The 24,684-nt window shown below is 63.7% G+C and carries 22 protein-coding genes and 1 pseudogene; 17 read left to right on the forward strand and 6 right to left on the reverse strand.

Annotated features, from left to right (window positions below; genetic code table 11):
* Nucleotides 1-2: 2 nt before the first annotated feature.
* Nucleotides 3-878 (reverse strand): class I SAM-dependent methyltransferase, encoded by an 876-nt coding sequence (locus RX328_RS37890; RefSeq protein WP_213248095.1) that lies wholly within the window; start codon nt 876-878, stop codon nt 3-5.
* Between the two features lie 102 nt (nt 879-980).
* Nucleotides 981-1,604, reverse strand: coding sequence for an outer membrane protein (locus RX328_RS37895; RefSeq protein WP_213248094.1), 624 nt, complete (start codon nt 1,602-1,604; stop codon nt 981-983).
* A gap of 222 nt (nt 1,605-1,826) precedes the next feature.
* On the opposite strand from RX328_RS37895, the gene uvrC reads away from it, so the two are divergent.
* The 8 genes from uvrC (at nt 1,827) to RX328_RS37935 (ending at nt 10,372) form a co-directional block, all read left to right on the forward strand.
* Entirely contained in the window at nt 1,827-3,893 is a 2,067-nt protein-coding gene (gene uvrC / locus RX328_RS37900; protein WP_213248092.1) for an excinuclease ABC subunit UvrC, read from the forward strand.
* 110 nt (nt 3,894-4,003) lie between these two features.
* Entirely contained in the window at nt 4,004-4,618 is a 615-nt protein-coding gene (gene pgsA / locus RX328_RS37905) for a CDP-diacylglycerol--glycerol-3-phosphate 3-phosphatidyltransferase (protein ID WP_213248090.1), read from the forward strand.
* Entirely contained in the window at nt 4,615-4,866 is a 252-nt protein-coding gene (gene moaD / locus RX328_RS37910) for a molybdopterin converting factor subunit 1 (protein ID WP_213248088.1), read from the forward strand. The genes pgsA and moaD overlap by 4 nt, the downstream gene beginning before the upstream one ends.
* Before the next feature lie 6 nt (nt 4,867-4,872).
* A complete protein-coding gene (locus RX328_RS37915; RefSeq protein ID WP_213248086.1) occupies nt 4,873-5,340 on the forward strand; it encodes a molybdenum cofactor biosynthesis protein MoaE in 468 nt (155 codons plus the stop codon).
* Nucleotides 5,340-6,305, forward strand: a complete 966-nt coding sequence (gene prmB, locus RX328_RS37920; RefSeq protein WP_213248084.1) for a 50S ribosomal protein L3 N(5)-glutamine methyltransferase — start codon at nt 5,340-5,342, stop codon at nt 6,303-6,305. Before RX328_RS37915 ends, prmB begins: the two co-directional genes overlap by 1 nt.
* A gap of 97 nt (nt 6,306-6,402) precedes the next feature.
* On the forward strand, nt 6,403-7,749 hold the full coding sequence (locus RX328_RS37925; RefSeq protein ID WP_213248082.1) for an aspartate aminotransferase family protein: 1,347 nt from the start codon (nt 6,403-6,405) through the stop codon (nt 7,747-7,749).
* A 292-nt stretch (nt 7,750-8,041) separates the two neighbouring features.
* A complete protein-coding gene (locus tag RX328_RS37930; protein WP_213248080.1) occupies nt 8,042-9,502 on the forward strand; it encodes an EAL domain-containing protein in 1,461 nt (486 codons plus the stop codon).
* 15 nt (nt 9,503-9,517) lie between these two features.
* Nucleotides 9,518-10,372, forward strand: a complete 855-nt coding sequence (locus RX328_RS37935; protein WP_213248078.1) for a TIGR01459 family HAD-type hydrolase — start codon at nt 9,518-9,520, stop codon at nt 10,370-10,372.
* Between the two features lie 151 nt (nt 10,373-10,523).
* Here RX328_RS37935 and RX328_RS37940 read toward each other — a convergent pair whose 3' ends face one another.
* A complete protein-coding gene (locus RX328_RS37940) occupies nt 10,524-10,919 on the reverse strand; it encodes a response regulator (RefSeq protein WP_057835874.1) in 396 nt (131 codons plus the stop codon).
* A gap of 209 nt (nt 10,920-11,128) precedes the next feature.
* Here RX328_RS37940 and RX328_RS37945 point away from each other — a divergent pair, with 209 nt between their 5' ends.
* The 8 genes and pseudogenes from RX328_RS37945 (at nt 11,129) to arfB (ending at nt 21,317) form a co-directional block, all read left to right on the forward strand.
* Entirely contained in the window at nt 11,129-12,112 is a 984-nt protein-coding gene (locus tag RX328_RS37945; RefSeq protein ID WP_213248077.1) for a bifunctional riboflavin kinase/FAD synthetase, read from the forward strand.
* A complete protein-coding gene (locus tag RX328_RS37950) occupies nt 12,109-12,663 on the forward strand; it encodes a sugar O-acetyltransferase (RefSeq protein WP_213248076.1) in 555 nt (184 codons plus the stop codon). The genes RX328_RS37945 and RX328_RS37950 overlap by 4 nt, the downstream gene beginning before the upstream one ends.
* Nucleotides 12,664-12,857: 194 nt before the next feature.
* Nucleotides 12,858-15,908: pseudogene (gene ileS / locus RX328_RS37955) on the forward strand (isoleucine--tRNA ligase); the annotation flags it as partial.
* 540 nt (nt 15,909-16,448) lie between these two features.
* Nucleotides 16,449-16,946 (forward strand): signal peptidase II, encoded by a 498-nt coding sequence (lspA, locus tag RX328_RS37960; protein ID WP_213248075.1) that lies wholly within the window; start codon nt 16,449-16,451, stop codon nt 16,944-16,946.
* A gap of 93 nt (nt 16,947-17,039) precedes the next feature.
* Nucleotides 17,040-17,753, forward strand: coding sequence for a hypothetical protein (locus RX328_RS37965; RefSeq protein ID WP_213248074.1), 714 nt, complete (start codon nt 17,040-17,042; stop codon nt 17,751-17,753).
* A gap of 162 nt (nt 17,754-17,915) precedes the next feature.
* On the forward strand, nt 17,916-19,307 hold the full coding sequence (locus RX328_RS37970) for a M16 family metallopeptidase (protein ID WP_409410732.1): 1,392 nt from the start codon (nt 17,916-17,918) through the stop codon (nt 19,305-19,307).
* Nucleotides 19,229-20,671: a M16 family metallopeptidase gene (locus RX328_RS37975; RefSeq protein ID WP_213248073.1), complete on the forward strand. Its 1,443-nt coding sequence runs from the start codon at nt 19,229-19,231 to the stop codon at nt 20,669-20,671. Before RX328_RS37970 ends, RX328_RS37975 begins: the two co-directional genes overlap by 79 nt.
* Before the next feature lie 229 nt (nt 20,672-20,900).
* Nucleotides 20,901-21,317, forward strand: a complete 417-nt coding sequence (gene arfB / locus RX328_RS37980) for an alternative ribosome rescue aminoacyl-tRNA hydrolase ArfB (protein WP_213248072.1) — start codon at nt 20,901-20,903, stop codon at nt 21,315-21,317.
* Between the two features lie 18 nt (nt 21,318-21,335).
* Here arfB and RX328_RS37985 read toward each other — a convergent pair whose 3' ends face one another.
* The 3 genes from RX328_RS37985 to RX328_RS37995 form a co-directional block, all read right to left on the reverse strand.
* Nucleotides 21,336-21,869 carry an RNA polymerase sigma factor gene (locus RX328_RS37985; protein WP_213248070.1) on the reverse strand — a complete coding sequence of 178 codons (534 nt, stop codon included), beginning with the start codon at nt 21,867-21,869 and terminating at the stop codon, nt 21,336-21,338.
* Nucleotides 21,866-22,072: a DUF2892 domain-containing protein gene (locus RX328_RS37990; RefSeq protein WP_213248068.1), complete on the reverse strand. Its 207-nt coding sequence runs from the start codon at nt 22,070-22,072 to the stop codon at nt 21,866-21,868. Before RX328_RS37990 ends, RX328_RS37985 begins: the two co-directional genes overlap by 4 nt.
* A 173-nt stretch (nt 22,073-22,245) precedes the next feature.
* The gene (locus RX328_RS37995; protein ID WP_213248066.1) at nt 22,246-22,539 is read right to left on the reverse strand and encodes a hypothetical protein; all 294 of its coding nucleotides are present in this window, start codon (nt 22,537-22,539) and stop codon (nt 22,246-22,248) included.
* A 301-nt stretch (nt 22,540-22,840) separates the two neighbouring features.
* On the opposite strand from RX328_RS37995, the gene mutL reads away from it, so the two are divergent.
* On the forward strand, nt 22,841-24,646 hold the full coding sequence (gene mutL / locus RX328_RS38000; protein WP_213248064.1) for a DNA mismatch repair endonuclease MutL: 1,806 nt from the start codon (nt 22,841-22,843) through the stop codon (nt 24,644-24,646).
* Nucleotides 24,647-24,684: the final 38 nt, after the last annotated feature.

A 24,684-nucleotide genomic window follows, 5' to 3' on the forward strand; every position in this document is an offset into this window, starting at 1 on the left:
CTTTATTGCCTGCGATGCTCGACTGGAGCGGCTTTGCCGCTCAACGTTGACGCATGCATGATATGGCCGCCGCGCGTCGGCGCCGATCGTTCGGCATCCGGAAAGAAAAGGTTTGCGAGTTCGGCTGGGCCGATATCTCGCGTCTGCCGAAACCCTGCCGCGCGCATTTTTTCGCCCAGCGGCGCGGTATCGAAATAGCTCTGGATTCGCTCCCCCATCGCTGCCACGCGTTCGGCCAGCGCCTGATGCGCCGCGCGTCCGGCGGGTGCGATCGAAGCCATCGGGTTGACATAGTCGAACACCACCTCGGCGCCGCCTCGCAGTTGCGCAATATAGCCGAGCGTCGAGAAAATTGCCGGTTCGGTCAGATACGGCACGACGCCGAGCCAACTGAAAAAGCTGCGCTTGCCGGCATCGAAGCCTGCAGCTTCGAGCTTTTCCGACAGCCTATCACGCTCGAAATCCACCGCGACGTAGGCCAGGGACTGCGGCACGGCAATCGCTGCAGTGGCCAGCATCTTGCGCTTGCTCGCCTGCATCGCCGGATGATCGACCTCAAAAATCCGCAAACGATGCGCCAGCGTCGTCCGATAAGCCAGCGTCTCGAGACCGGCGCCGAGCACTACGAGCTGCGCCGTTCCGGCCTCCACCGCAGCATTCAGGGCGTCCTCAGCGATCCGCGACCGCGCGGCAATGAACCACCGCAGTCGCGGCCCGGACGTGTGGGCCCGCGCATGGTCGAGCGATATTTCAATATCGTCTCCGAGAATGCGCAATGCGAGCGGATCGACCAGGATCGAGGCGTTATCCAGTACCTGATGCGCCGCACGCAGGCGGGCAGCACCCAACGCAGTCAGACTCGGCCGTCCCGTCTGCATGATACAATCGTATCGCAGTTCGAACCGGGCGCCCAGTTGAAGACAAAAAAATCCCGGCGACTTACTGCCGCCGGGAGGTGGTAGCCGATAGTTTCTTTTTTCTTAGAAGCGCCAGTTCACGCCGGCCCGTATCAGGCCGAACCGGTAACCGTTCGACGCGCCCGTAATAACGAAGTTGCTGTTGGCCAGATCGACATAGAGATATTCGATCTTGGCGCTCCAGTTCGGTGCCAGGCCCACCTCGGCGCCGGCGCCGAGCGTCCAGCCTGCATTGGTATGGGATTCCGTCAGGCCAAAGGTGGTGGCGCGCAGCTCGCCGAAGGCAAGACCACCCGTGCCGAAGAACAGGACGTTGTTGAGCGCGTAGCCGGCGCGGCCGCGAACCGTGCCGAACCAAGGATTGGAAAATTTCCATGGGGCGAAGGTTTCTTCGGCGCCGGTCGCCTGGATGTCGCCTTCGAGACCGAACACCCACGGTCCGTTCTGCCAATTGTAGCCGGCCTGAACGCCGCCGACGAAACCGGACGGCTTGGTCGGGTTGTTTGCAACCGAACCCCAGGCATAGCCGAGGTTGGCGCCGAGATAGGGACCGGCCCAGCTATCGGGACGGAGCAGCGACTGGTTGACGGTGTTGGGTGCGCGCGATCCGTAGGGGTCTGCTGCCTGCGCCGACAAGGTCCAGCCTGCAGCGATCAGCGCCAGCGCGCCCGATACACCCCTGCTCATCACGCAACTCCACGCAACTGCCGTAGCCAATCCCGGCAGAGACCGGCCTGGTTACGGAACCCCATCTTTTCGCTAAGATTTATCGAGAGTTTTAAGTTAAAGGCTTGTTAAGCCGGGTTACCCGCCCGCCCATCAGTCTTAAGGAAGCGTTACCGGCGCCTCCTGGGGGAGAGCGCGCCGCGAGCGCTGGCGATGCCGTGCTGCAGCGCTTAATTTAGGCCCATGGATCACGATTCTACTGACCATCCGAAGCCTCCGCGCAAGGCGCGGCAGGGTTCCCAGCCGGATTTGCCGCCACAGGACCTGACCGCCGCCGACGTCGATCCCGCGACATCCGCCGCCGAGGAGGATGACGAGGCTCGCCTGCCGGAAGCCCCTGAGGAACCTGCGGAGGCGATTGCCGAAGGCCCGCTGGCGATCGGCCACGCGGCCATCGAAAATGCGGTGCGGCTGGCGCCGACCTCTCCCGGCGTCTACCGCATGCTCAATGCCGCCAGCGACGTGCTCTACGTCGGCAAGGCGAAAAACGTTCGCAAGCGGCTTGCTTCCTACGCCCGCGTCAACGCGCCGTTGCCGGCGCGCATCCTGCGGATGATCGCGGCGACCGTCACGGTCGAGATCGTTTCCACCACGACCGAGACCGAAGCGCTGCTCTTGGAAGCCAACCTGATCAAGCAGTTGCGGCCGCGCTTCAACGTGCAGCTACGCGACGACAAGTCGTTTCCCTATATCCTGATCACCGGCGATCATTGGGCGCCGCAGATCCTCAAGCATCGCGGCGCGCAGACCCGGCCCGGACGATATTTTGGGCCGTTCGCATCCGCCGGCGCGGTCAACCGCACCATCACGGCGCTGCAGCGCGCGTTCCTGATCCGCTCCTGCACCGACGGTTTTTTCGAAAGCCGCACGCGGCCGTGCCTGCTGTACCAGATCCGTCGCTGCTCGGGCCCCTGCACGCGTGAGATCGACTTTCCCGGCTACAGCGAGTTGGTGCGCGAGGCGACCGACTTCCTGTCCGGCCGCAGCCACGCCGTGAAGGAACTGCTCGCCGCCGAGATGGAGAAAGCATCGAACGAGCTCGAATTCGAGACGGCGGCGCTTTATCGCGACCGTCTCGCCGCGCTATCGGCGATCCAGTCGCAGCAGGGCATCAATCCGCGCACCGTGGAAGAGGCCGACGTGTTCGCCATCCATCAGGAAGGCGGCTATTACTGCGTCGAAGTGTTCTTCTTCCGCACCGGCCAGAACTGGGGCAACCGCGCCTACTTCCCGCGCGCGGAGAAGTCGTTCACGCCGCAGGAAGTCTTGGCCTCGTTCCTCGCGCAATTCTACGACGACAAGCCGCCGCCGAAACTCATCTTGCTGTCGCATGACATCGAGGAATGCGCGCTGCTGGCCGACGCCCTGTGCGTCAAGGCCGGCTACAAAGTCGAAATCTCGGTGCCGAAGCGCGGCGAGAAAAAGGAACTGGTCACGCATGCGCTGACCAATGCGCGCGAGGCGCTTGGCCGCAAGCTCGCCGATACCGCGACGCAGGGCCGGCTCTTGGAAGCGATGGCGAGCACGCTAGGACTGCCGCAGGTGCCGAAGCGCATCGAGGTCTACGATAACAGCCATATCCAGGGCACCAACGCGGTCGGCGCGATGATCGTGGCGGGGCCGGATGGTTTCATCAAGAACCAGTATCGCAAGTTCAACATCAAGTCCGAGGGACTGTCGCCCGGCGACGACTACGCGATGATGCGCGAAGTGCTGGAGCGGCGCTTCAAGCGGCTGTTGAAGCCGCCGGAGGGCGACGCGGCCAAAGCCAAGCCTGACGATGACTCATTTCCGCAATGGCCCGACCTCGTCATCATCGACGGCGGCCGGGGGCAGCTCAACGCCGTCAGGGAGATTTTCGACGGTATGGGGCTAACCCAGGTCTCTCTCATGGCCGTGGCAAAAGGCCCGGACCGCGATGCCGGGCGCGAGACCTTGTTCATGCCGAACCGCGAAGCCATCAAGCTCGAACCACGCGATCCCGTGCTGTATTTCATCCAGCGGCTGCGCGACGAGGCGCATCGCTTCGTGATCGGTTCGCACCGCAAACTGCGGAAGAAGGACATCAGGGAAGCGGGCTTGCAGGAGATCCCGGGCATCGGCCCGTCACGCAAACGTGCCTTGCTGCATCACTTCGGAACACTGAAGGAGATCGAGCGGGCCTCGATCGCGGACCTCGGGAAGGTTCCGGGCGTTAGCGCCGAAAGCGCTCGCAAGATTTTTGAATTTTTCCATGCCCAGCCGGGTTAAGGGGACTTCGAGCCGGATGGTATGTCATTTGGTCATTTGGGCGTCGCCTGCGACAGATCATCTAAGTCCGCACGGTTGACCTTCACGCTCCAGCGGTATTGGTAAGACGGATGAACATCGCGACAACCAGGGGGCAGGCCAAGACCCTGTCCCTGCCAAATATCCTAACCTACGCTCGTATTGCCGCCATTCCGGTGGTGGTCGGCTGCGTTTTCGCCCAATCCATCCAGGACGGCCCGCTCTGGCTGCGCTGGGTAGCGCTGGCGGTCTTCATCGCCGCCGCCGTGACGGACTACCTCGATGGCTACTATGCGCGAATTTGGGACCAGCAGTCCGCCTTTGGCCGGATGCTCGACCCGATCGCCGACAAGCTCCTGGTAGCGTCGTGCCTCTTGATGCTGGCAGCCGATAGCAGCATCCACGGCTGGACGCTATGGGCCGCCATCGTGATCCTGTGCCGCGAGATCCTGGTCTCGGGCTTGCGGGAATATCTCGCGGCGTTGCGGGTCAGCGTACCCGTGACCAAGCTGGCGAAATGGAAGACCACGATCCAGTTGGTCGCGATCGGCTTTCTGATCGCGGGCGAGGCGGGCGAGCAGCTCCTGGCTGCGACCACCCTGATCGGGATTGTCCTGTTGTGGATGTCGGCGCTCTTCACGATCTACACAGGCTGGGACTATTTCCGCGCCGGAATCCATCACCTCATCAAGGAGGATGAGGGATGAGGGTCAAGTATTTCGCCTGGGTGCGTGAGCGGGTCGGCGTGGCGGAAGAAACCGTCGAGCCGCCGGCTGACGTGCGCACGGTGAGCGATCTGATCGGCTGGCTTTCCAGCCGTGGCGAGACTTACGCCTATGCCTTCGAAAAGCCGAAGGTGATCCGCGCCGCGATCGACCAAGCCCATGTCAAGCCGGATGCCGTGATCGCTGGCGCACGCGAGATTGCGTTCTTCCCGCCGATGACCGGCGGCTGACCTACTATGTCCATCACCGCGACCATTCGCATCCAGGAAGCGGATTTCGACGCTGCGCAGGAGATCGCGGCGCTCACCAGAGGCCGTACCGATATCGGCGCCGTCGTCACGTTCAGCGGCATCTGCCGCGGCAGCGAGAACGGCGAGCCGATCGCAGCCCTGACGCTCGAGCATTATCCCGGCATGGCCGAGGCGGAGATCGGGCGCCACGCCGACGAGGCGCTGTCGCGTTGGCCCTTGCAGGGCCTCACCATCATTCACCGGTTCGGCCGCATCGCACCTGGCGAGAACATCGTGCTCGTGGTAACCGCCTCGCCGCATCGCCAGGCGGCCTTTGAAGCGGCGGAATTCCTGATGGATTATCTGAAGACCAACGCGCCGTTCTGGAAGCGCGAGGAAAGCGAAAAAGGCGCAAGCTGGATCGAGGCGCGCGATCATGACGACGCCGCAGCCGCGCGCTGGACCAAGTCCTGATGGCGAAGCGCACGAAGCCGGCGGCGAAGCGCGGCCAGACCGCATCGAGATTTCCCAGGGTCGGCGCGGGAGAATTGCTGACCCTGCTCGATTTCGTCCGCTATGCCGTCAGCCGCTTCGTCGAAGCCAAGCTGGTATTTGCACACGGCACCACCGACCCGCTTGCCGAAGCCGCGTTCCTGGTCTGCGAAGCGCTGCACCTTCACCCCGACCAGTTCGAGACGTTCGCGACCGCGCGCGTTACCGCCGCCGAAGGCAAGAAGATCGTCGATCTGATCGCGCGCCGCGTCACCACGCGAAAGCCCGCCGCCTATCTCGTCAACAAAATCTACATGCGCGGCCTGCCCTTCTATGTCGACGAGCGCACCATCGTGCCGCGCTCCTTCATCGGTGAATTGCTGGACCAGCACTTCGGCCGCGACGGCGATGACGAGGCGGGCTCGCTGATCTCGGACCCTGACACGGTGGAAAGCGTGCTCGATCTCTGCACCGGCTCGGGCTGTCTTGCCATCCTGGCCAGCCGGAATTTTCCGAATGCGGCGATCGACGCCGTCGATATCTCAGAGGATGCGCTCGAAGTCGCCGCGCGCAATGTCGGCGATTATGGGCTTCAGGACAGGCTCACGCTGTACCGCGGCGATCTGTTCAAGCCGCTGGGAGATAAACGCTACGACCTCATCATTTCCAATCCGCCCTATGTCGATGCGGAAGGCATGGCCGGCCTGCCGCGCGAATGCCGCGCCGAGCCGAAACTCGCCTTCGATGGCGGCTTCGATGGGCTCGACATTGTCAGGCACATCCTCGACGAGGCGGCCGCGCACCTGACGCCGCAGGGAGGGCTATTATGCGAGATCGGCCGCTGCCGCCCGCAACTCGAAGCCGCCTATCCGCAACTGCCGCTGCTCTGGCTCGACACCGAGGATTCCGAGGGCGAAGTATTCTGGATCGCCGCGGCCGACCTCTGAACTGTCCGAAAAATATCACGTCGTGTTGGCGTTCCCGTGCCGCGACGAAACTGATAGGTTTGCAGCTAGCCGCTCACAAACTCAGAAGAGGCCTTCCATGCTGGACAAGAGCCCACGCCCCACCCCCGTCAACGTTCCGAACGATCTGGCCGCGCACTGGATGCCGTTCACTGCGAACCGGGCGTTCAAGAAGAACCCGCGACTGCTCGCCGGCGCGAAGGACATGCACTATTTCACCGTCGATGGCCGCAAGATCATCGACGGTGCCTCGGGCATGTGGTGCACCAATGCCGGACACGGCCGCACCGAGATTTCGTCGGCAATTACCAAGCAGGCCGAGGCGCTGGACTACGCGCCGCCGTTCCAGTTCGGCATCCCACAGGCCTTCGAACTTGCGAGCCGCATCGCCGAGTTGGCACCCGACGGGCTCGACCATGTGTTCTTCTGCAACTCCGGATCGGAGGCGGCCGACACCGCGCTGAAGATCGCGCTCGCCTATCACCAGATCAACGGTCAGGGCAGCCGCATTCGCTTGATCGGCCGCGAGCGCGGCTATCATGGCGTCGGCTTCGGCGGCACCTCCGTCGGCGGCATCGTCGGCAACCGAAAGCTATTCGGCTCGTTGCTGACCGGCGTCGACCATCTGCCGGCGACCTATGACCGCGAGAAGCAGGCGTTCAGCAAAGGCGAGCCGGAATACGGCGCGCATTTCGCCGACGAACTCGAGCGGCTCGTGAACCTGCATGGCGCCAACACCATCGCCGCGGTGATCGTCGAGCCGATGGCCGGATCGACCGGCGTGCTGCCGGCACCGAAAGGCTATCTCAAGCGCTTGCGCGAGATAACCCAGAAGCACGGCATCTTGCTCATCTTCGACGAGGTCATCACCGGCTATGGCCGGCTCGGCTTTGCTTTTGCCGCCGAACGCTATGGCGTCACGCCCGACATGCTGACCTTCGCCAAGGGCGTCACCAATGGCGCGGCGCCGATGGGCGGCGTGCTGGTGCGCGACACCATCCACGATGCGTTCATGAGCGGCCCGGAATATGCCGTGGAACTGACCCATGGCTACACCTATTCCGCGCACCCGCTGGCCTGCGCCGCGGCTCTTGCCACGCTCGACATCTACCGTGACGAGAAGCTGTTCGAGCGCGCGCGTGAGCTCGAGCCGAAATTCGCCGACGCCGTAATGTCGCTGCGCAGCGAGCCTGGCGTCGTGGATATCCGCACCATCGGCCTGACGGCCGGCATCGATCTTGCGCCGCAGGCCGACGCGCCGGGCAAGCGCGGCTTCGCCGGGCTCAACAGCGCCTTCCACGACAACGATCTTATGCTGCGGGTGGCCGGCGATACGCTGGCGCTGACGCCACCCCTGATCATCACCGAAGACCAGATCGGCGAGATTGTCGAAAAGGTCGCCAAGGTGATCCGAGCGACGGCGTAGCCATCGGCAGTTGCGCTCGTGTCCCGGCCTTGTGCCGGGACCCATTTCGCCGCACTTCGGATTCCCGATACAGGTCCCGGCTCTGCGGAGCAGCGTTACACGCTGCACCGCGTCCGGGACACGCAATTGCCGGCATCCGCACAGTTCCGGCCGTGTCCAAAGAACACTAGCTTTGCGAATCAACATTGATGCTAAGGTTGTGGCGCTTGGGGGAGCGCAAACTGGAACGTGCCTGAGACTTCCGTGTTTTCCCGGGTGAAGACGGTTCGGACCTGAAGGCGTAGCGCGCGACATGATTCGCATTTCGACGATTTTCATCGCCATCTGCATGGTGCTGGTTGCAGCCTCCCTCGGCCTCGTCCTGCACGCGGTGGCGGGCTTCAGCGGCACCGAATCCGCGCTGGTGGCGCTCACCGCGCTGACCTTCCTGATCCTCTACAACGCCGTGTCGATGCGGCTGCGCGACCGCTCCGACGTCGGCGGCCAGATCGCCGATCTTTCCCGCGGCACCGCCGACCTCGCCCGTCAGGTCGCCGAATTCGGCCGCCGGCTCGCCGCCGTCGAGAGCCGGGTGGTTTCGGCGAACTCCGCAAGCTCCGATCGCATCCAGGCGGTGGTCGGCGAAATCAACGAGCTCGGTGTCCTGGTCAAGCAACTGGCCGTCTCGGTGGCCGGCCATGAGGATTTGCTGGCTTCGGGGGCGGCCGCGGCCTCCGTCCCGGCGGGCCGCCCGGATCCCGAACCGCAGAGCGAGCCGGCGATTGCCGCGGAGCAAGCGGCGCCCGCCATTGCCAGGCCCCTACCGGCTGCCGCCGCAAAACCGGCAATTGCCGCGGAAGCCGCTTCCCCCTCGCGCAACCAGCCGCAACTGCTTGCCGCGGTGAAGAACGCCGTCGAGGAGAACCGGCTCGACATCTACCTGCAGCCGATGGTGACGCTGCCGCAGCGCAAGGTGCGCTTCTACGAGGCGGTGACGCGGCTGCGCGACGATAGGGATCAGATCCTCGCCGCTGATGATTTTATCGCCACTGCCGAAGCCGGCGGGCTGATCGGCAAAATCGATCATATGGTGATGCTGCGCTGTGTCCAGGTGCTGCGCCGCCTGATGGTGCGCAACAAGGATGTCGGCGTGTTCTGCAACGTCTCGGCGGCGACGCTCGGCAATGCCGCCAATTTCGCGCAATGCCTCGACTTCCTCGAGGCCAATCGGGCGCTGGCGCCCTCCTTCGTGCTCGAATTCAAGCAGGCGACGTTCCGCCACCTGCGCCCGACCGAAATCGAAAATCTCGCCGCGCTCTCGCAGCGTGGTTACCGCTTCTCGATCGACCATGTCACCGACTTGCGGATCGAGCCGCGCGACCTCGCCGATCGCGGCGTCCGTTTTATCAAGGTACCCGCGGCATTGTTGCTCGACCCCAAGCAGAGCTCGACCTCGGACATCCACCCTTCCGATCTTTCCGACCTGCTCGGCCGTTTCGGCATCGACCTGATCGCCGAGAAGATCGAGGGCGAACGCGCGGTGGTGGACTTGCTCGACTACGACGTTCGGTTTGGACAGGGTTTTCTGTTTGCACCGCCGCGGCCGTTGCGGCCCGAGGGGGCATCTGCTACCGGCGGGACGACACCGAACAAGGAATCCGGCAGCCCCAATGGCCCCAGCAACTCCGTCCCCATGGCCAGCCAGGCTGCAGAACCCCCGATGCGCGCGACCGGCAATGCCGCGTTGGCGCGCCGTGCCACGGGACCGGGCTAACAGGCTTCCGAAATCATGACCTCATTGCGCTTCGTCGAGCGGCTACGCGACCTCGTGGACGGGGTCGAGGTCATCCTCTCCGATATCTGGGGCGTGGTGCATAACGGGCTCGAGTCCTTCCCCGAAGCCTGCGAGGCGCTGCACACCTATCGCCAGCGCGGTGGCATCGTCATCCTGATCACCAACGCGCCGCGGCCGGCCGATTCCGTGCAGCGGCAATTACGCAAGCTCGGCGTCCCCGACGAAACCTACGACGCCATCGTCAGTTCCGGCGACCTGACCCGGCACTTCGTCGCCGATCACCCCGGCAAGAAGATATTCTGGGTCGGTCCGGAACGTGATTCTTCGATTCACCGCGGGCTCGATGCCGCGCTGGGACCGCTGGAGCAGGCCGACTACATCATCTGCACCGGTCTGTTCGACGACGAAACCGAATCGGCGGAAGACTATCGCGCGATGCTGCTGCAGGCGCGCGAGCGCAAGCTGCCGCTGGTCTGCGCCAACCCCGACATCGTGGTCGAACGCGGCGACCGGCTGATCTATTGCGCGGGCGCCATTGCCGAACTCTATCGCGAACTCGGCGGCGAAGTGGTTTTCTACGGCAAGCCGCACCGGCCGATCTACGAGCGCGCCATGGCGCTCGCCGCTGAGCGGCGCGGCCGGCCGACCTCGCTCGACCGCGTGCTGGCGATAGGAGATTCGGTTCGGACCGACCTCACCGGCGCGCTCGGCTTCGGGATCGACTGCCTGTTCGTGACCCGCGGCATCCATTCCGAAGAATTCGAGGGCATCGACCAGCTCGACCCGGCCTCGGTAAAAGAGCTGTTCGGTCACCCGCCCCGCGCCTTGATGCGGGAGCTGCGCTGGTAGGGATGGTGCGTTCCCCGGACGCAGCGCAGCACGCAGTGGTGCGCTGCTGAGCCGGGGTCCATTCTGTGAGAGCCGTCACGTGTGGAAGCATTAGATCCCGGCTCTGCGGCGCATCGCCAGAGGCGCTGCACCGCGTCCGGGACACGAAACCTTACGCCGTCGCCATGTCCGGGAAGACCGCCTCGATCTTGGTCTTCAGCGTAGCCGCGTTGAACGGCTTGACGATGTAGTTGTTCACGCCGGCCTTCTTGGCGGCGATCACGTTCTCGGTCTTGGATTCCGCTGTGATCATGATGAAGGGCGTGGTGGCGAGGTTCGGGTCGGCGCGGACTTCCTTGAGCAGGTCGTAGCCGGTCATCGGCTCCATGTTCCAGTCCGAGATCACCAGTCCGTACTTCTTGCCGCGCATCTTGTTCAGCGCGGCCGAGCCGTCGCTGGCATCGTCGATGTTGTCGAAGCCGAGCTGCTTCAAAAGATTTCGGATGATGCGGATCATGGTGCTGTAGTCATCAACCACCAGAACCGGCATGGACAAATCAACCGCCATCTTTTCCCCCACTCAACGCATTACGCCACAAAATACCGACAGGCCTGCGCGACCCGCAGTCCTCCCCCCACCTGTAGCATCAGCCGTTAAACAGCCCGTTAACCGGACGACACCGGATTGCATCCGTTTTGACCCGACCCGCCCGGCTTGACTTCGACGGCAGCGCCGCGTCACCGTCCGGCCGCCTTCACCGAGACCGAATTCCTGAAATGACAACTGGTTTTACCGTTATCCGAGACACCACCCCTGCCGCCGACATCCCCCGCGGGGCGGTGGTCGCCATGGGTAATTTCGACGGCGTCCATCTAGGCCACCGGGCCGTGATCGACGCGGCCTTACGGATGGCCCGCGCCCACGGCAAGCCGGCCCTTGCGGTCACTTTCGAGCCGCATCCGCGCAGCTTTTTTAGCCCAAACAGCCCCCAGTTCCGCCTCTCTGACGAGACCAACAAGCTGCGGCTCTTGGCCGGAACGGGGCTAGACGGCACCGTCGTGATGACCTTCGACAAGGCCCGCGCCGGAACCTCGGCGCAAGATTTCATTCACCATGACCTGATCGGGCGGCTCGGCGTCAGCGGCATTGCCGTCGGCTACGACTTTCATTTCGGCAAGGGCCGGGCCGGCTCGCCGAGCCTTTTGGTCAGCGAGGGGCCGCGGCTCGGCATAGAGGTCGACGTCCAGGCCCATGTCGATATCGACGAGCGGCCAGTGTCCTCCAGCGCGATCCGCATGGCGCTGGCGGAGGGCCAGATCGATGAAGCCACCGCCATGCTGGGCGGGCCGTGGTTCGTCAGCGGCGCGGTGATCCATGGCGAGAAGCGCGGCCGTGACCTCGGATACCCTACCGCCAACATCCGCCTCGACAAGAATTGCAACCTCAAGCATGGCATCTACGCCGTGCGGGTCGGCCGCGGGCAAGGAAAGGATCATGAGCGCTTCGACGCGGTCGCAAGCTTCGGCCGCCGCCCGACTTTCGACAACGGCGCACCGCTGCTGGAAGTGTTCCTGTTCGACTTCAAGGGCGACCTCTATGGCACGGTGCTTGACGTCGCCTTCATCGGCTTCATCCGGGACGAACTTAAATTCGACTCGATCGACGCGTTGATCCGGCAGATGGACGACGACAGCGCGCGCGCCCGCGCGCGGCTGGCCGCCGCGCCCGATGCGTTTCCGAGGCTCGGAGTGATCAGTTGAGCAAGACCGAAAAACAGAAGATGCTGGCCGGCGAGCTCTATCGCCCCGGCGATCCGGAACTGCAGGCGGATGCCGCCGCCAACAAGACCTGGCTCGCGCGCTACAATGCGGCGCTGGCTGCGCCAGTGTCCGAGCGGCATGCACTGTTATCGGCCCATTTCGGCCGCGTCGGGACTGGTGCGGTGATCCGTCCACCATTCTTTTGCGACTATGGCTATAATATCCGGCTCGGCGACGAAGTGTTTCTCAACTTCAACTGCGTCATCCTCGACGTGGTCGAAGTCACGATCGGTGACCGCACCCAGATCGGACCCGCGACACAAATCTACGCCGCCGATCACCCGCGCGACCCCGAGACGCGGCGAACCGGCCTCGAATTCGGCCGCCCGGTGCGGATCGGCAGCGACGTCTGGATCGGCGGCGGCGCCATCATCCTGCCCGGTGTCACGATCGGAGACGGCGCGGTGATCGGCGCCGGCAGCGTGGTGACGCGTGATGTCGCAGCGGGCCAGATCGTGGCCGGCAACCCTGCCCGGCCGCGTCCGGGGTAAACCTGTCCTGCATGCCGCCGCCCTTTGCGATTTCCGCGGTTGGCTGCTATGGAAAGCCCATGTTTGCGCGGCGCACCATCAGCATTAGCGGCCCGGCTTCCGCCTGAGCTTTGGCTCGGCGCAAGACCGGGATTTCCCTGTTCACCCCGCGATATCCGCTTTTCAGCGCCGTCTTCGAGCCAACCAGAGCATTCATGTCCCAACAGCCGCAAAAGTCCGACGTACCAGACTATTCGAAAACCCTGTTCCTGCCGCAGACGGAATTCCCGATGCGCGCCGGCCTGCCGCAGCGCGAGCCGGAGATCCTCAAATACTGGAACGAGATCGACCTCTACGGAAAGCTGCGCGAGAGCGCGGCGGGCCGCGCTAAATTCGTGCTGCACGACGGGCCGCCCTACGCCAACGGCAACATCCATATCGGCCACGCGCTGAACAAGATCCTCAAGGACGTCGTCACCAAGAGCCAGCAGATGCTCGGCTTCGATTCCAACTACGTGCCGGGCTGGGATTGTCACGGCCTGCCGATCGAATGGAAGATCGAGGAAGAGAACTACCGCTCCAAGGGCAAGCCGAAGCCGGACTTCCGCGACTCCACCGCGATGGTGGCGTTCCGCAAGGAGTGCCGCGCCTATGCGACGCATTGGCTCAACGTACAGCGTGAGGAGTTCAAGCGACTCGGCATCATCGGCGATTGGGACCACCCCTACGCCACCATGAGCTATCCGGCCGAAGCCCAGATCGCGCGCGAATTGATGAAATTCGCCGCCAACGGCACGCTCTATCGGGGCTCCAAGCCCGTGATGTGGAGCGTGGTCGAGAAGACCGCGCTGGCCGAAGCCGAGGTCGAGTACGAGGACTACACCTCTGACATGGTGTGGGTGAAGTTTCCGGTCAGCCACGTACCAATGGAGGATGCCGATCCTGGTAAGCAGCCAACGTTTCATCCGCTCCTGCCGCCTAACACTTCAGTTGTTATTTGGACAACGACACCGTGGACACTTCCGGGTAACCGGGCGATCAGCTTTTCTCCCAAGATCGCCTACGGCCTCTATCGCATCACGGACGCACCTGCCGACAATTGGGCCAAGACTAATGACTTATTGATTCTGGCCGACAAGCTAGCTTCCGACGTCTTTAACCAAGCTCGAGTGACAGCATTTTCAAGGGTTGCCGACGTTTCTGCAGAAACCCTAGCTGCTTACGTTTACCGTCATCCGCTGGAACACTTAGCGGGAGGTTACGGATTTGACGTACCAATGTTGGCAGGCGAACACGTAACCGACGATACTGGTACTGGCTTTGTCCATACCGCTCCCGGTCATGGCCGCGAGGACTTTGATGTCTGGATGGCGAACGCGCGCGAACTCAACGCGCGCGGCATCAGTACCGCCATTCCTTACACCGTTGATGAGAACGGCGCATTTACCGTGCAGGCGCCTGGCTTCACCGGCAAACGCGTGATCAACGACAAGGGCGAAAAGGGCGACGCCAACGAAGCTGTCATCAAGGCTTTGATCGAGGCCGACAGGCTGCTCGCGCGGGGTCGACTGAAGCACCAGTACCCACATTCGTGGCGCTCCAAAAAGCCGGTAATATTCCGCAACACGCCGCAATGGTTTATCGCCATGGACAAAGAGATGCCGGAAGAAGGCATCGACATTGGCAGATTGGCGGCCTTGCAGCGCTATGGCGGCAACACGCTGCGCGGACGTGCCTTGCTTGCGATCGACGAGACGCAATGGGTGCCGCCGTCGGGACAGAATCGCATCTACGGCATGATAAAGAGCCGCCCCGACTGGGTGATCTCACGCCAGCGCGCCTGGGGCGTGCCGATCGCCGTTTTCGTGCGCGAGAAGGGCGACGGCTCGGCCGAAATCCTACAGGACGAAATCGTCAACCAGCGCATCGTCGAAGCCTTCATGGAGGAAGGCGCCGACGCCTGGTACATGGACGGCGCACGTGAACGTTTCCTGGGCGAACGCGCCGGCGAAGACTGGAAAAAGATCGACGACATCCTGGACGTCTGGTTCGATTCCGGCTCGACGCATGCCTTCGTGCTGGAGGACCGCCAGAATTTCCCAAGCCTCGGCAACATCGTCCGCAAGGTCGATGGCGGCGAGGATACCGTGATGTATCTCGAAGGCAGTGACCAGCATCGCGGCTGGTTTCATTCCTCGCTGCTGGAAAGCTCGGGCACCCGCGGCCGCGCGCCCTACGACGTCGTGCTCACCCACGGCTTCACGCTGGATGAGAACGGCCGCAAGATGTCGAAATCGCTCGGCAACACCGTCGAGCCGCAAAAGGTGATGAAGGATTCCGGCGCGGATATCCTGCGGCTGTGGGTCTGCGCCACCGATTATGCTGACGACCAGCGCATCGGTCCGGAGATCCTGAAGAACACCATCGAGACCTATCGCAAGCTGCGCAACTCGATCCGCTGGATGCTCGGCACGCTGCATCATTTCAACCCGGCCGACGCGGTCGCCCATGGCGACATGCCCGAGCTGGAACGCTTGATGCTGCACGAACTGGCGAAACGGGCGACAATTGTGCGCCAGGCCTATGCCGAGTTCGACTACAAGACGGTGGTCGCGACGCTCGCGGCGTTCATGAACAGCGAATTGTCGGCGTTCTATTTCGATATCCGCAAGGACACGCTTTATTGCGACCCGCCGTCGTCGGTGGCGCGCAAGGCGGCGCTGACCGCGATCGACATCATCTGCGATGCGATCCTGCGCTGGCTGGCGCCGGTGCTCAGCTTCACGACCGAAGAAGCGTGGCGGATGTACAAGCCGGACGCCGAAGCCTCGGTGCACCTGACGCTGTTCCCGGAAGGTTTTGACCAGTTCCGCGACGACGCGCTCGCCGCGAAGTGGGAAACCATTCGCGACGTCCGGCGTGTCGTCACCGGCGCGCTCGAGGTTGAACGCGCGGCCAAGAATATCGGCTCGTCACTGGAAGCCTCGCCGCTGGTCTATGTGTCGGACAAGAACATCTTCAACACGCTGCTCGACATCGATCTCGCCGAGGTCTGCATCACCTCGAACGCGATGGTGACCAACGACGAGGCGCCGGCCAGCGCGTTCACGCTCGCCGACGTGCCCGGCGTCGCTGTCGTGGTCGAAAGGGCCGTGGGCACCAAATGCGCGCGGTCATGGAAGATCCTGCCCACGGTCGGCGAAGACGCCGAGTATCCCGACGTCTCCCCGCGCGACGCGCAGGCCTTGCGGGAATGGAAGGCGCTTGCCGAAGGCCATAAGCCGGCCGATGCAGTTGAACAGGCTGCCAAGCCTCTTGCGTTGGTCGAGAAGCAACACGTGGAGCAAGAGCAGCAATCAAAGGAAACGCCCGAGCAAGCCAGTTCGGGAGATGTGCCGGCTGCCACGCCAGACAACAAAGTCAGGGCCAAGAAGACTTTGGAAAACACGGAGGCTGAGGGAGCCGAAAGACCGGTCAAGGCCAAGAAGGTCGCAGTGACCAAGAAGGCTGTCGAAGCCGAGAAGGCCATGGAAGCCGAAGCCGAGAAGCCCAAAGCCAAAAAGACCAACGCTAAGGCTAAGAAGGCTAAGAAAGCCATCGCCAAGAGAGCCAAGGCCAAGAAGGCTGCCAAATCCAAAAAAGCTGCTTCGGTAACAAAGAGAGCTAAAAAGGGAGCTAAGAAGAAAGCGGTAAAGAAGGCGGACAAGAAAAAGGCTGCCAAGAAGGCCGGAAGAACGTCGTCTGCGACCGCTTCGAAAAAGAAGAAAAAGAAGAAGGCGAGATAAGTGTCCGGCAAGGAGCGCTTCGTGACCCCTCACCTTCGCGCCGGCGCCATTGCCGCGGTCGCGACGCTGGTGATCGACCAGGCCTCGAAGCTTTGGCTGCTCTACGTCTTCGACCTCGCCCATCGCGGCGCGGTCAGGGTCACGCCGTTCTTCGACCTCGTGCTGGCCTGGAATCTCGGGATCAGCTTTGGCTGGTTCCAGAGCGATAACCAGTTCGCCCAGCTCGCGCTGATGGCGATCAAGGCGATTGCGGTGATCGTGCTGGGGATCTGGATGGCGCGCTCCAGCACGCTTCTGGCGACGCTGGCGCTCGGCCTGATCATCGGCGGTGCGATCGGCAACGGCATTGACCGATTCGTGCACGGCGCGGTGGTCGATTTCGCCCTGTTCCACATCGAGATCGGGGGAAAAACCTTCAATTGGTACGTGTTTAATCTTGCGGATGTGGCCATTGTTGCCGGGGTAGCGGGCCTATTGTATGACTCCTTCTTCGGGGTACCCGCCGCAAAAGCGCCCTGATCCCGGCCGATACGAACCCTCTGCGGTCTGGAGCCGTTAGGCCCCTCAAGCCCGGCCCCCGCGTGTTGCAGAAATGTGAATGGGAACAGCGCGATGCGCGAGACCGAAGCCCGCTTTTGGATGATGCAGACCAGCTCGCTGACCCGGGCGCTGCGGTTCGCCGCCATCGCGCTTGGCATAGGCCTCGTGATGGCCACTGGCCCCGTGCGCGCGGCTGACGACGAGGACGAAGACGACAAGACCTTCGAGGAAAAGATCATCGAAGGCATCATGCGTGGCCTCGGCGGCACCAACATGGAAAATCGCGGCATCGAATACCGCGAGCGCTCCCCGCTGGTGGTTCCACCCAAACTCGATTTGCCGCCGCCGGCCGCGACCGCGGCCGATGCGAAGGCGCCGAACTGGCCCAGGGATCCCGACGAGCAGCGCCGCAAGGCGGCGATTGCCGCACGAAAGAAAGAGAACAAGGACCCGCGTGAAGCGGCTCGCATCCTGACGCCGGCCGAACTTGCGGCGGGCAAGACCGCGGCGCCCGCGCGCAAGGATAACGATCCGGTGCAGCCGGGTACGTCCAACACAAATCCGATCCTGAGCCCGTCGCAGCTCGGCTATAGCGGCGGCTTCAGTGGCCTGTTCGGCGGCAGCAAGACCGAGACGGCCCCGTTCAAGGGCGAGCCGACGCGGGATTCGCTGACCCAGCCTCCGCCCGGCTACCAGACGCCGTCGTCCAACTATGCCTATGGCACCGGACCGAAGGAATCGCTCAACAAGGAATACAATCCAGCCGCCGGCAAGTATGGCGAATAGTTAAGTTCATCTCTCGCCTTCGTGACGATTGTCGGCGCGAGCGCGGTGTACGATACCGCATCTTGATCCCGAACGGATTTGTCGGATTACTTCTAACATTTGCGCGAATTCCTGTCGCAGGACCGGTAAGCAGTTTTGCGGAATGAGCGCGCCAGATAGGTCATGATGTCCTCACACCGTCTTGCCGTTTCTCTCGCTATAGCCCTCATCTCGACGTTCGCTTTCTCCGCCGGCAGCGCATTCGCCCAGACCACGGTCACGTCGGAACGACCGGCCAGCTTCACCCTCGACAACGGCCTGCAAGTCGTCGTGATCCCGGATCACCGCACGCCCGTCGTCACGCAGATGATCTGGTACAAGGTCGGCTCCGCCGACGAGACGCCGGGCAAATCGGGGCTGGCGCACTTCCTCGAACATCTGATGTTCAAGGGGACGGCCAAACATCCCGCCGGTGAATTCTCCCAGACAGTGCTGCGGATCGGCGGCAACGAGAACGCCTTCACTTCGCTCGACTACACCGGCTATTTCCAGCGCGTGCCGCGCGAGCAGTTGGCGAAAATGATGGAGTTCGAGGCCGACCGCATGACCGGCCTCATCCTTAAGGATGAGAACGTACTTCCCGAGCGCGATGTCGTGCTCGAGGAATTCAACATGCGCGTCGCCAACAATCCGGACGCCCGGCTCACCGAACAGATCATGGCGGCGCTGTATCTCAACCATCCCTATGGCCGGCCGGTAATTGGCTGGCGCCAGGAAATCGAGAAGCTCGACCGCGAGGATGCGTTGGCGTTCTACAAGCGCTTCTACGCGCCGAACAACGCGATCCTGGTGATCGCGGGCGATGTCGATGCCAAGGAAGTCCGCCCGATGGTGGAAAAAGCCTATGGCGGTATCCCGGCGCAGCCGGCCATTGCCGCGCAACGAATCCGCCCACAGGAGCCGGTGCCGGCGGCGCCGCGCACGGTGACGCTGTCCGATCCGCGCGTCGAGCAGACCAGCCTGCGGCGTTATTATCTGGTCCCCTCTTCCGCGACCGCTGCGGCCGGCGAAAGCCCGGCGCTCGACGTGCTCGCGCAACTGATGGGCGGCGGCTCCAACTCCTATCTCTATCGCGCACTGGTAATCGACCGTCAGCTCGCGATCAGTGCCGGCGCCGGTTACCAGGGGACCGCGCTGGATCCCTCGCAGTTCTCGATCTCGGTTTCGCCAAAACCCGGCGTGGAGTTTTCGCAGATCGAGCAGGTGATCGACGGCGTGATCGCGGAGGTCATCCAAAACCCGGCCCGCGCCGAGGATCTCGAGCGGGTCAAGACCCAGTTGATTGCGGAAGCGATCTACGCCCAGGACAACCAGGCCACGCTGGCGCGCTGGTATGGCGGCGCGCTGACCACGGGGCTTTCCATCGACGATATCAGGAGCTGGCCGGACCGGATTCGCGCCGTCACCGCCGAGCAGGTCCGTGACGCCGCGCAGAAATGGCTCGACAAGAAACGCTCGGTGACCGGCTATCTGATCAAGGATACCGCGCAAAAACGCGAGGAGAAGCGCTCGTGATCCGTTTTTCGATTCCCGCGCAGCGCCTCGCATCCACCCTGATCGCCGGCGCCGTACTGCTGTTGCTGGCGGCGAGCCCGTCGCATGCCGCAGCCAAGATCCAGCGTCTGGTCTCGCCTGGCGGCATCGAGGCCTGGTTCGTGCAGGACGCCACCGTGCCGCTGATAGCGATGGAATACGCCTTCGCCGGCGGCGCCGCCCAGGATCCGGCTGCCAAGTCCGGCGTCGGCAACATGGTCGCCAGCCTGCTCGATGAAGGCTCCGGCGATCTCGATTCCAAAACTTTCCACGAGCGCCTCGAGCGCCGCGCCATCGAGCTGAGCTTCTCGTCGACCCGGGATTATTTCCGCGGCTCGCTCCGCATGCTCAAGGACAACAAGGACGAGGCTTTCGGCCTGCTCCATCTGGCGCTGACCTCGCCGCATTTCGACGCCGTCGATGTCGAGCGCATTCGCGCGCAGGTGCTCTCCGGGCTGCGCCGCGACACCACCAACCCGACTTCGCTGGCGAGCCGCAAATTTCTGGAACTGGCCTTTGGCGATCATCCCTATGGCCGACAGGCCAACGGCACGCTGGACAGCGTGCCGAAAATCGATGTCGCCGACATGAAGGATTACGTCCGCCGCGTGATTGCGAAGGATAACTTGCGGATCGCCGTGGTCGGCGATATCGATGCCGACACGCTCGGCAAGCTCCTGGACAAGACGTTCGGCGGACTGCCGGCCAAGGCCAGCCTCGCGCCGATCGCCGAGGTCGAGGCTACCAAGCCGCCGCAGCGCGCCTTCGTGCCGCTCGACGTGCCGCAGACCGTGGTGACGTTCGGCGGCCCCGGCATTCGCCGCCACGATCCGAATTTCATGGCCGCCTATGTCGTGAACCACATTCTCGGCGGCGGATCGTCGTCGCGGCTCTACAAGGAGGTGCGTGAAAAGCGCGGCCTCGCCTATTCCGTCTATGAATCCCTGCTCTGGATGGATCGCTCCGCGCTGTTCATCGGTAATACCGGCACCCGTGCCGACCGCGCCGGCGAGACGGTGGACGCGATTGAAAAGGAAATCCGCCGCATTGCCGAGGAAGGCCCGACCCAGAAGGAACTGGACGAGGCCAAGTCGTACCTCAAAGGCTCGCAGATGCTGGCGCTCGACACCTCTTCGAAGCTGGCGCAGGCGCTGCTGCAATACCAGATCGACAAACTGCCGATCGATTACATCGAAAAGCGCAATGCCCTCGTCGACGCCGTCATGCTGGACGACGCCAAAAAGGCGGCGCAGAAGCTGTGGGGCCAGGGCCTGCTCACCGTGATCGTCGGCCGCGCCCCGCAGGCTGCCGCGCAGCCGGTGGTGGCGCCGCCGAAGGCGAATTAGGTCGCCAACTGAATTGAGGAAGTGGTGCCCCACGGCACCCTGCGCTCCCTCCCCCTTGCGGGGGAGGGCTGGGGAGAGGGGTGGCCGCGAATTCGGTGCTTGTGGCTTACCCCTCTCCCTAACCCTTCCCCCGCAAGGGGGGAGGGAACGACCGAGCGCGCGGCGAGAGCAGCTTCTATTCAAAACCGCTATGGTGCTGCCGATTCTCACTTGCCCCCCGGTGAACGCCATGCTGCGGGTTTCCCGCGATCTCGCGATCGACGAAAACGACATCGAGATCAGCTTCGTCCGCGCCTCCGGCCCGGGCGGGCAGAATGTCAACAAGCTCGCGACCGCAGCGCAGCTCCGTTTCGACACACGCAAGATCGCACTGCCAGAGGATGCGGCCGTACGGCTGGTGCGGCTTGCCGGCCAGCGCATGACCAAGGAGGGCGTGATCGTGATCCACGCCCAGCGCTTCCGCACCCAGGAGCGTAACCGGGCCGACGCGATCGAGCGCCTGCTCGAATTGTTGCGCGAGGCCCTGATCCGCCCGACACCCCGGCGGCCAACCAAGCCGACCTTCGGATCGAGGCAGCGGCGGCTGGAAGGCAAGAAGCGGCGCAGCGATGTCAAGGCGAAACGCACGGCGCGCTTTGACGATTGAACCGCTGATCACGACGTCTCAATCGCGGATCAGATATTCCCGGATCATCAATCGCGCGCGGTGGATGCGCGCCTTGACGCTTTCGCGTGTCAGCCGAAGAACACCCGCGATCTCGTCGATCGACAACTCCTCGATATCGCGCAGCAGGATCACCTCGCGATAGTGGTCGGGCAGCGATTGGATGGCGCGCGAAAGGTCGATGCGAATGTCTTCCGGCGCAAGATGCGCCAGGCGTATCCCCGCATCGTCGGCCGGCGTCGCCGTTGTCCCCGTCGCCCTGCGCAGTAGACGAAGGCAGGCGCGGCGCGCGACCGCAAAGAGCCACGCCGAAAACGACGTCACCGCGCGCAACGTGCCGACCCGCCGGTACAGCAGCAACAGCGTTTCCTGAACGGCATCGTCGATGTCGGCCGCGCGGCAATTGCGCGCGGCATAACGGCGGATATCAGGCTGGGCCGCCGCGATCAGCGAGACCAACGCCGCAGTGTCCCCGCCACGCGCGGCTTCGACCAGCGAAGGATCGCAGCGGTTTGTTCCAGCCAACGCATTCATGGCGACGGCAGCCTGCGGCCGACCATGGCGCACATCGGACAAAAGCCGAAAAACCCGGTCGCAATCGCGACCGCGCCGACCCCTGCGATCAGGTAACCGGCCGTCGTGCCAGGCATGCCGAATAGCCCGTAGGCAATCATCGCAACGCCCCCGACCATCCGCATCGCCCGCTCCCAGCCCGGCAAATTCTTGCGATAAAACATAACAGCTCCCTTTCAGCGAGAGAACGTCACCGCGTTCTCCCCCGTAGAGCCGTCCAGCCGGGTTTTCGGTTCGCGAACCTCAGGCAAAAGTACAAAAAACTCCGGCCGCCTATCGCGGCCGGAGTTCTGTTTGGAGAGCAACCCGGCGGAGGAGACGGGTGTCCTCCTGACGCTTATCGGCTGCTCGGCGGCGGGGTGGCCGCTCCGCCCGTGGCCTTGGGCGCTGCGTGGGGCGTGCCGCTGCCGGCTCCGACGGTGCCCTTGCCGGACTTCGCACCGGCCCTCTGGCCGGCTGCCGGCGTGTCGGCGTCCTCGTCCATGCTGCCTGACGGTCCGCCTTGCATCTGGGTCGTGCCCTTTGCACCGCCGCGGATTTGGGTGTCGGATGAGGCGCCTTGCGCCAGTACCGGACCGGCAAGCAGAGCCGAGATTGCAATCGCGATCGCCGAGGTTTTCACTAGCTTCATCCATTTCTCCAAGGTTAGTTGACGACGAACAGTTCGGCTTCTTCAGGCGCCGTTCACAACCCGAACATGCTCATCGCCGGATCAGTCGTTATCAACGAACGGCGCGCCCGCCATGCAAGCCGCGCGATGTGGTGATCGTGCAGGGATTTCGGGGTCATTTTGCGAATCTTTGGCCACGGACCGACCGCATATGCGACGCTTCCGCAGCTCCAGAAAAGTTCCGTAAAAATATTTTGACACATGCATTTGATCCGGTAGCCACCTAAAATCACTCACCAGCTTCGAATCGATCCGAGACCTCATGCCCGTCCGCCAGCTCCCCGAACAGGTCGTCAATCGCATCGCTGCCGGCGAAGTGGTCGAACGTCCCGCGAGCGTGGTCAAGGAGCTCGTCGAAAACGCCATCGATGCCGGCGCCAGCCGCGTCGACATTTTCACCGATGGCGGCGGCAGGCGGCGGATCGGCATCACCGATGACGGCAGCGGGATGACCCATGGCGATCTCGCGCTTGCCGTCGACCGTCACGCCACCTCCAAGCTCGACGATGAGGATCTATTACGCATTCGCACGCTGGGCTTTCGAGGCGAGGCCCTGCCCTCGATCGGCGCCGTGGCGAAGCTCGGTATCACCACGCGCCATACGAGTGAGCCGCATGCCTGGTCGTTGTCAGTCGAAGGCGGTCTGAAATCGCAGATCATGCCGGCCGCGCTGTCGCAAGGCACCCGCGTCGAGGTCAGCGATCTCTTTTATGCAACACCCGCCCGGCTGAAATTCCTCAAGACCGACCGCACCGAGGCCGAGGCGATCCGCGAAGTGGTGCGGCGCCTTGCGATGGCGCGGCCCGACATCGCTTTCACCTTGGCCGGCGAGGAACGCGCGCCGGTGACCTGGGCCGCAGCGCTGCCAGGTGCTGCGGACCGGCTGACGCGGCTCGGCGACATCTTGGGTCATGATTTCCGCTCTTGCGCCATCGAAGTGCGCTCCGAGCGCGAAGGCGTCATGGTCGAGGGCTTTGCCGCCGCTCCCTCGCTGACCCGCGCCAATGCGCTCGGGCAATATCTGTTCGTCAACGGCCGCCCGGTCCGCGACAAGCTCATCCTCGGCGCAGTGCGCGCGGCCTATTCCGACTATTTGCCGCGCGACCGGCATCCGGTCGTCGCGCTGTTCGTGACGCTGGCGCCGCAGGAGGTCGACGCCAACGTGCATCCGGCCAAGACCGAGGTGCGGTTTCGCAACGCCGGGCTCGTTCGCGCGCTGATCGTGCATGCGCTCAAAGACGGCCTCGCCCGCGAGGGTCGGCGCACCGCTGCCAATACTGATGGTGCGGCGCTGTCGGCGTTCCGCCCCTCCTTTGCGCCGCGCGCGACCAACTGGGACTGGCGGAGCTCGCCGGCCTATCCGGTCAGGCCTTCGTTCGAAGGCGCGGCGGCAACGGCGCTCGCCGAAGCCGGGCAAGCCGCGTTCGACGTCGGCGCGCCAACCGCCGACATGCGCTTCGAGGCGCAGCCCTCTGCCGACCTGCTCGACCGGCCGCTCGGCGCGGCGCGGACGCAAATCCACGAGACCTATATCGTCTCACAGACCCGCGACGGCCTCATCGTCGTGGATCAGCACGCCGCGCATGAGCGCATCGTCTACGAAAAGCTGAAGGCGTCACTGGCGAAGAACGGGGTGCAGCGGCAGATATTGCTGATCCCCGAGATCGTCGAACTCGATGAGGCCACCGTCGAGAAGCTGCTGGCGCGCGCCGAGGAACTCGCCTCGTTCGGCCTTGCGATCGAATCCTTCGGTCCCGGCGCGGTGGCGGTGCGCGAGACGCCGTCGCTGCTCGGCAAGACCAACGCCGCGGCGCTGTTGCGCGATCTCGCCGAGCACATGGCTGAATGGGACGAGGCACTGCCGCTGGAGCGCCGCCTGATGCATGTCGCCGCCACCATGGCCTGCCACGGCTCGGTCCGCGCCGGGAGACGCCTCAAGCCGGAAGAAATGAATGCGCTCTTGCGCGAGATGGAAGACACGCCGAATTCCGGCCAGTGCAACCACGGCCGGCCGACCTACGTGGAATTGAAGCTGAGCGATATCGAGAAGCTTTTCGGGCGGAGGTAGTCGGGTCCACACACTCACTCGTCATCACCCGCGAAGGC

This window comes from Bradyrhizobium sp. sBnM-33 (assembly GCF_032917945.1).
In the GTDB taxonomy this organism is placed as follows: Bacteria; Pseudomonadota; Alphaproteobacteria; order Rhizobiales; family Xanthobacteraceae; genus Bradyrhizobium.

Coding starts and splice junctions, on each gene's coding strand:
- RX328_RS37890 (WP_213248095.1), bottom strand. CDS start 878: ATGCAGACGGGACGGCCGAGTCTGACTGCGTTGGGTGCTGCCCGCCTG.
- RX328_RS37895 (WP_213248094.1), bottom strand. CDS start 1,604: ATGAGCAGGGGTGTATCGGGCGCGCTGGCGCTGATCGCTGCAGGCTGG.
- uvrC (WP_213248092.1), top strand. CDS start 1,827: ATGGATCACGATTCTACTGACCATCCGAAGCCTCCGCGCAAGGCGCGG.
- pgsA (WP_213248090.1), top strand. CDS start 4,004: ATGAACATCGCGACAACCAGGGGGCAGGCCAAGACCCTGTCCCTGCCA.
- moaD (WP_213248088.1), top strand. CDS start 4,615: ATGAGGGTCAAGTATTTCGCCTGGGTGCGTGAGCGGGTCGGCGTGGCG.
- RX328_RS37915 (WP_213248086.1), top strand. CDS start 4,873: ATGTCCATCACCGCGACCATTCGCATCCAGGAAGCGGATTTCGACGCT.
- prmB (WP_213248084.1), top strand. CDS start 5,340: ATGGCGAAGCGCACGAAGCCGGCGGCGAAGCGCGGCCAGACCGCATCG.
- RX328_RS37925 (WP_213248082.1), top strand. CDS start 6,403: ATGCTGGACAAGAGCCCACGCCCCACCCCCGTCAACGTTCCGAACGAT.
- RX328_RS37930 (WP_213248080.1), top strand. CDS start 8,042: ATGATTCGCATTTCGACGATTTTCATCGCCATCTGCATGGTGCTGGTT.
- RX328_RS37935 (WP_213248078.1), top strand. CDS start 9,518: ATGACCTCATTGCGCTTCGTCGAGCGGCTACGCGACCTCGTGGACGGG.
- RX328_RS37940 (WP_057835874.1), bottom strand. CDS start 10,919: ATGGCGGTTGATTTGTCCATGCCGGTTCTGGTGGTTGATGACTACAGC.
- RX328_RS37945 (WP_213248077.1), top strand. CDS start 11,129: ATGACAACTGGTTTTACCGTTATCCGAGACACCACCCCTGCCGCCGAC.
- RX328_RS37965 (WP_213248074.1), top strand. CDS start 17,040: ATGCGCGAGACCGAAGCCCGCTTTTGGATGATGCAGACCAGCTCGCTG.
- RX328_RS37970 (WP_409410732.1), top strand. CDS start 17,916: ATGATGTCCTCACACCGTCTTGCCGTTTCTCTCGCTATAGCCCTCATC.
- RX328_RS37975 (WP_213248073.1), top strand. CDS start 19,229: ATGGCTCGACAAGAAACGCTCGGTGACCGGCTATCTGATCAAGGATAC.
- arfB (WP_213248072.1), top strand. CDS start 20,901: ATGCTGCGGGTTTCCCGCGATCTCGCGATCGACGAAAACGACATCGAG.
- RX328_RS37985 (WP_213248070.1), bottom strand. CDS start 21,869: ATGAATGCGTTGGCTGGAACAAACCGCTGCGATCCTTCGCTGGTCGAA.
- RX328_RS37990 (WP_213248068.1), bottom strand. CDS start 22,072: ATGTTTTATCGCAAGAATTTGCCGGGCTGGGAGCGGGCGATGCGGATG.
- RX328_RS37995 (WP_213248066.1), bottom strand. CDS start 22,539: ATGAAGCTAGTGAAAACCTCGGCGATCGCGATTGCAATCTCGGCTCTG.
- mutL (WP_213248064.1), top strand. CDS start 22,841: ATGCCCGTCCGCCAGCTCCCCGAACAGGTCGTCAATCGCATCGCTGCC.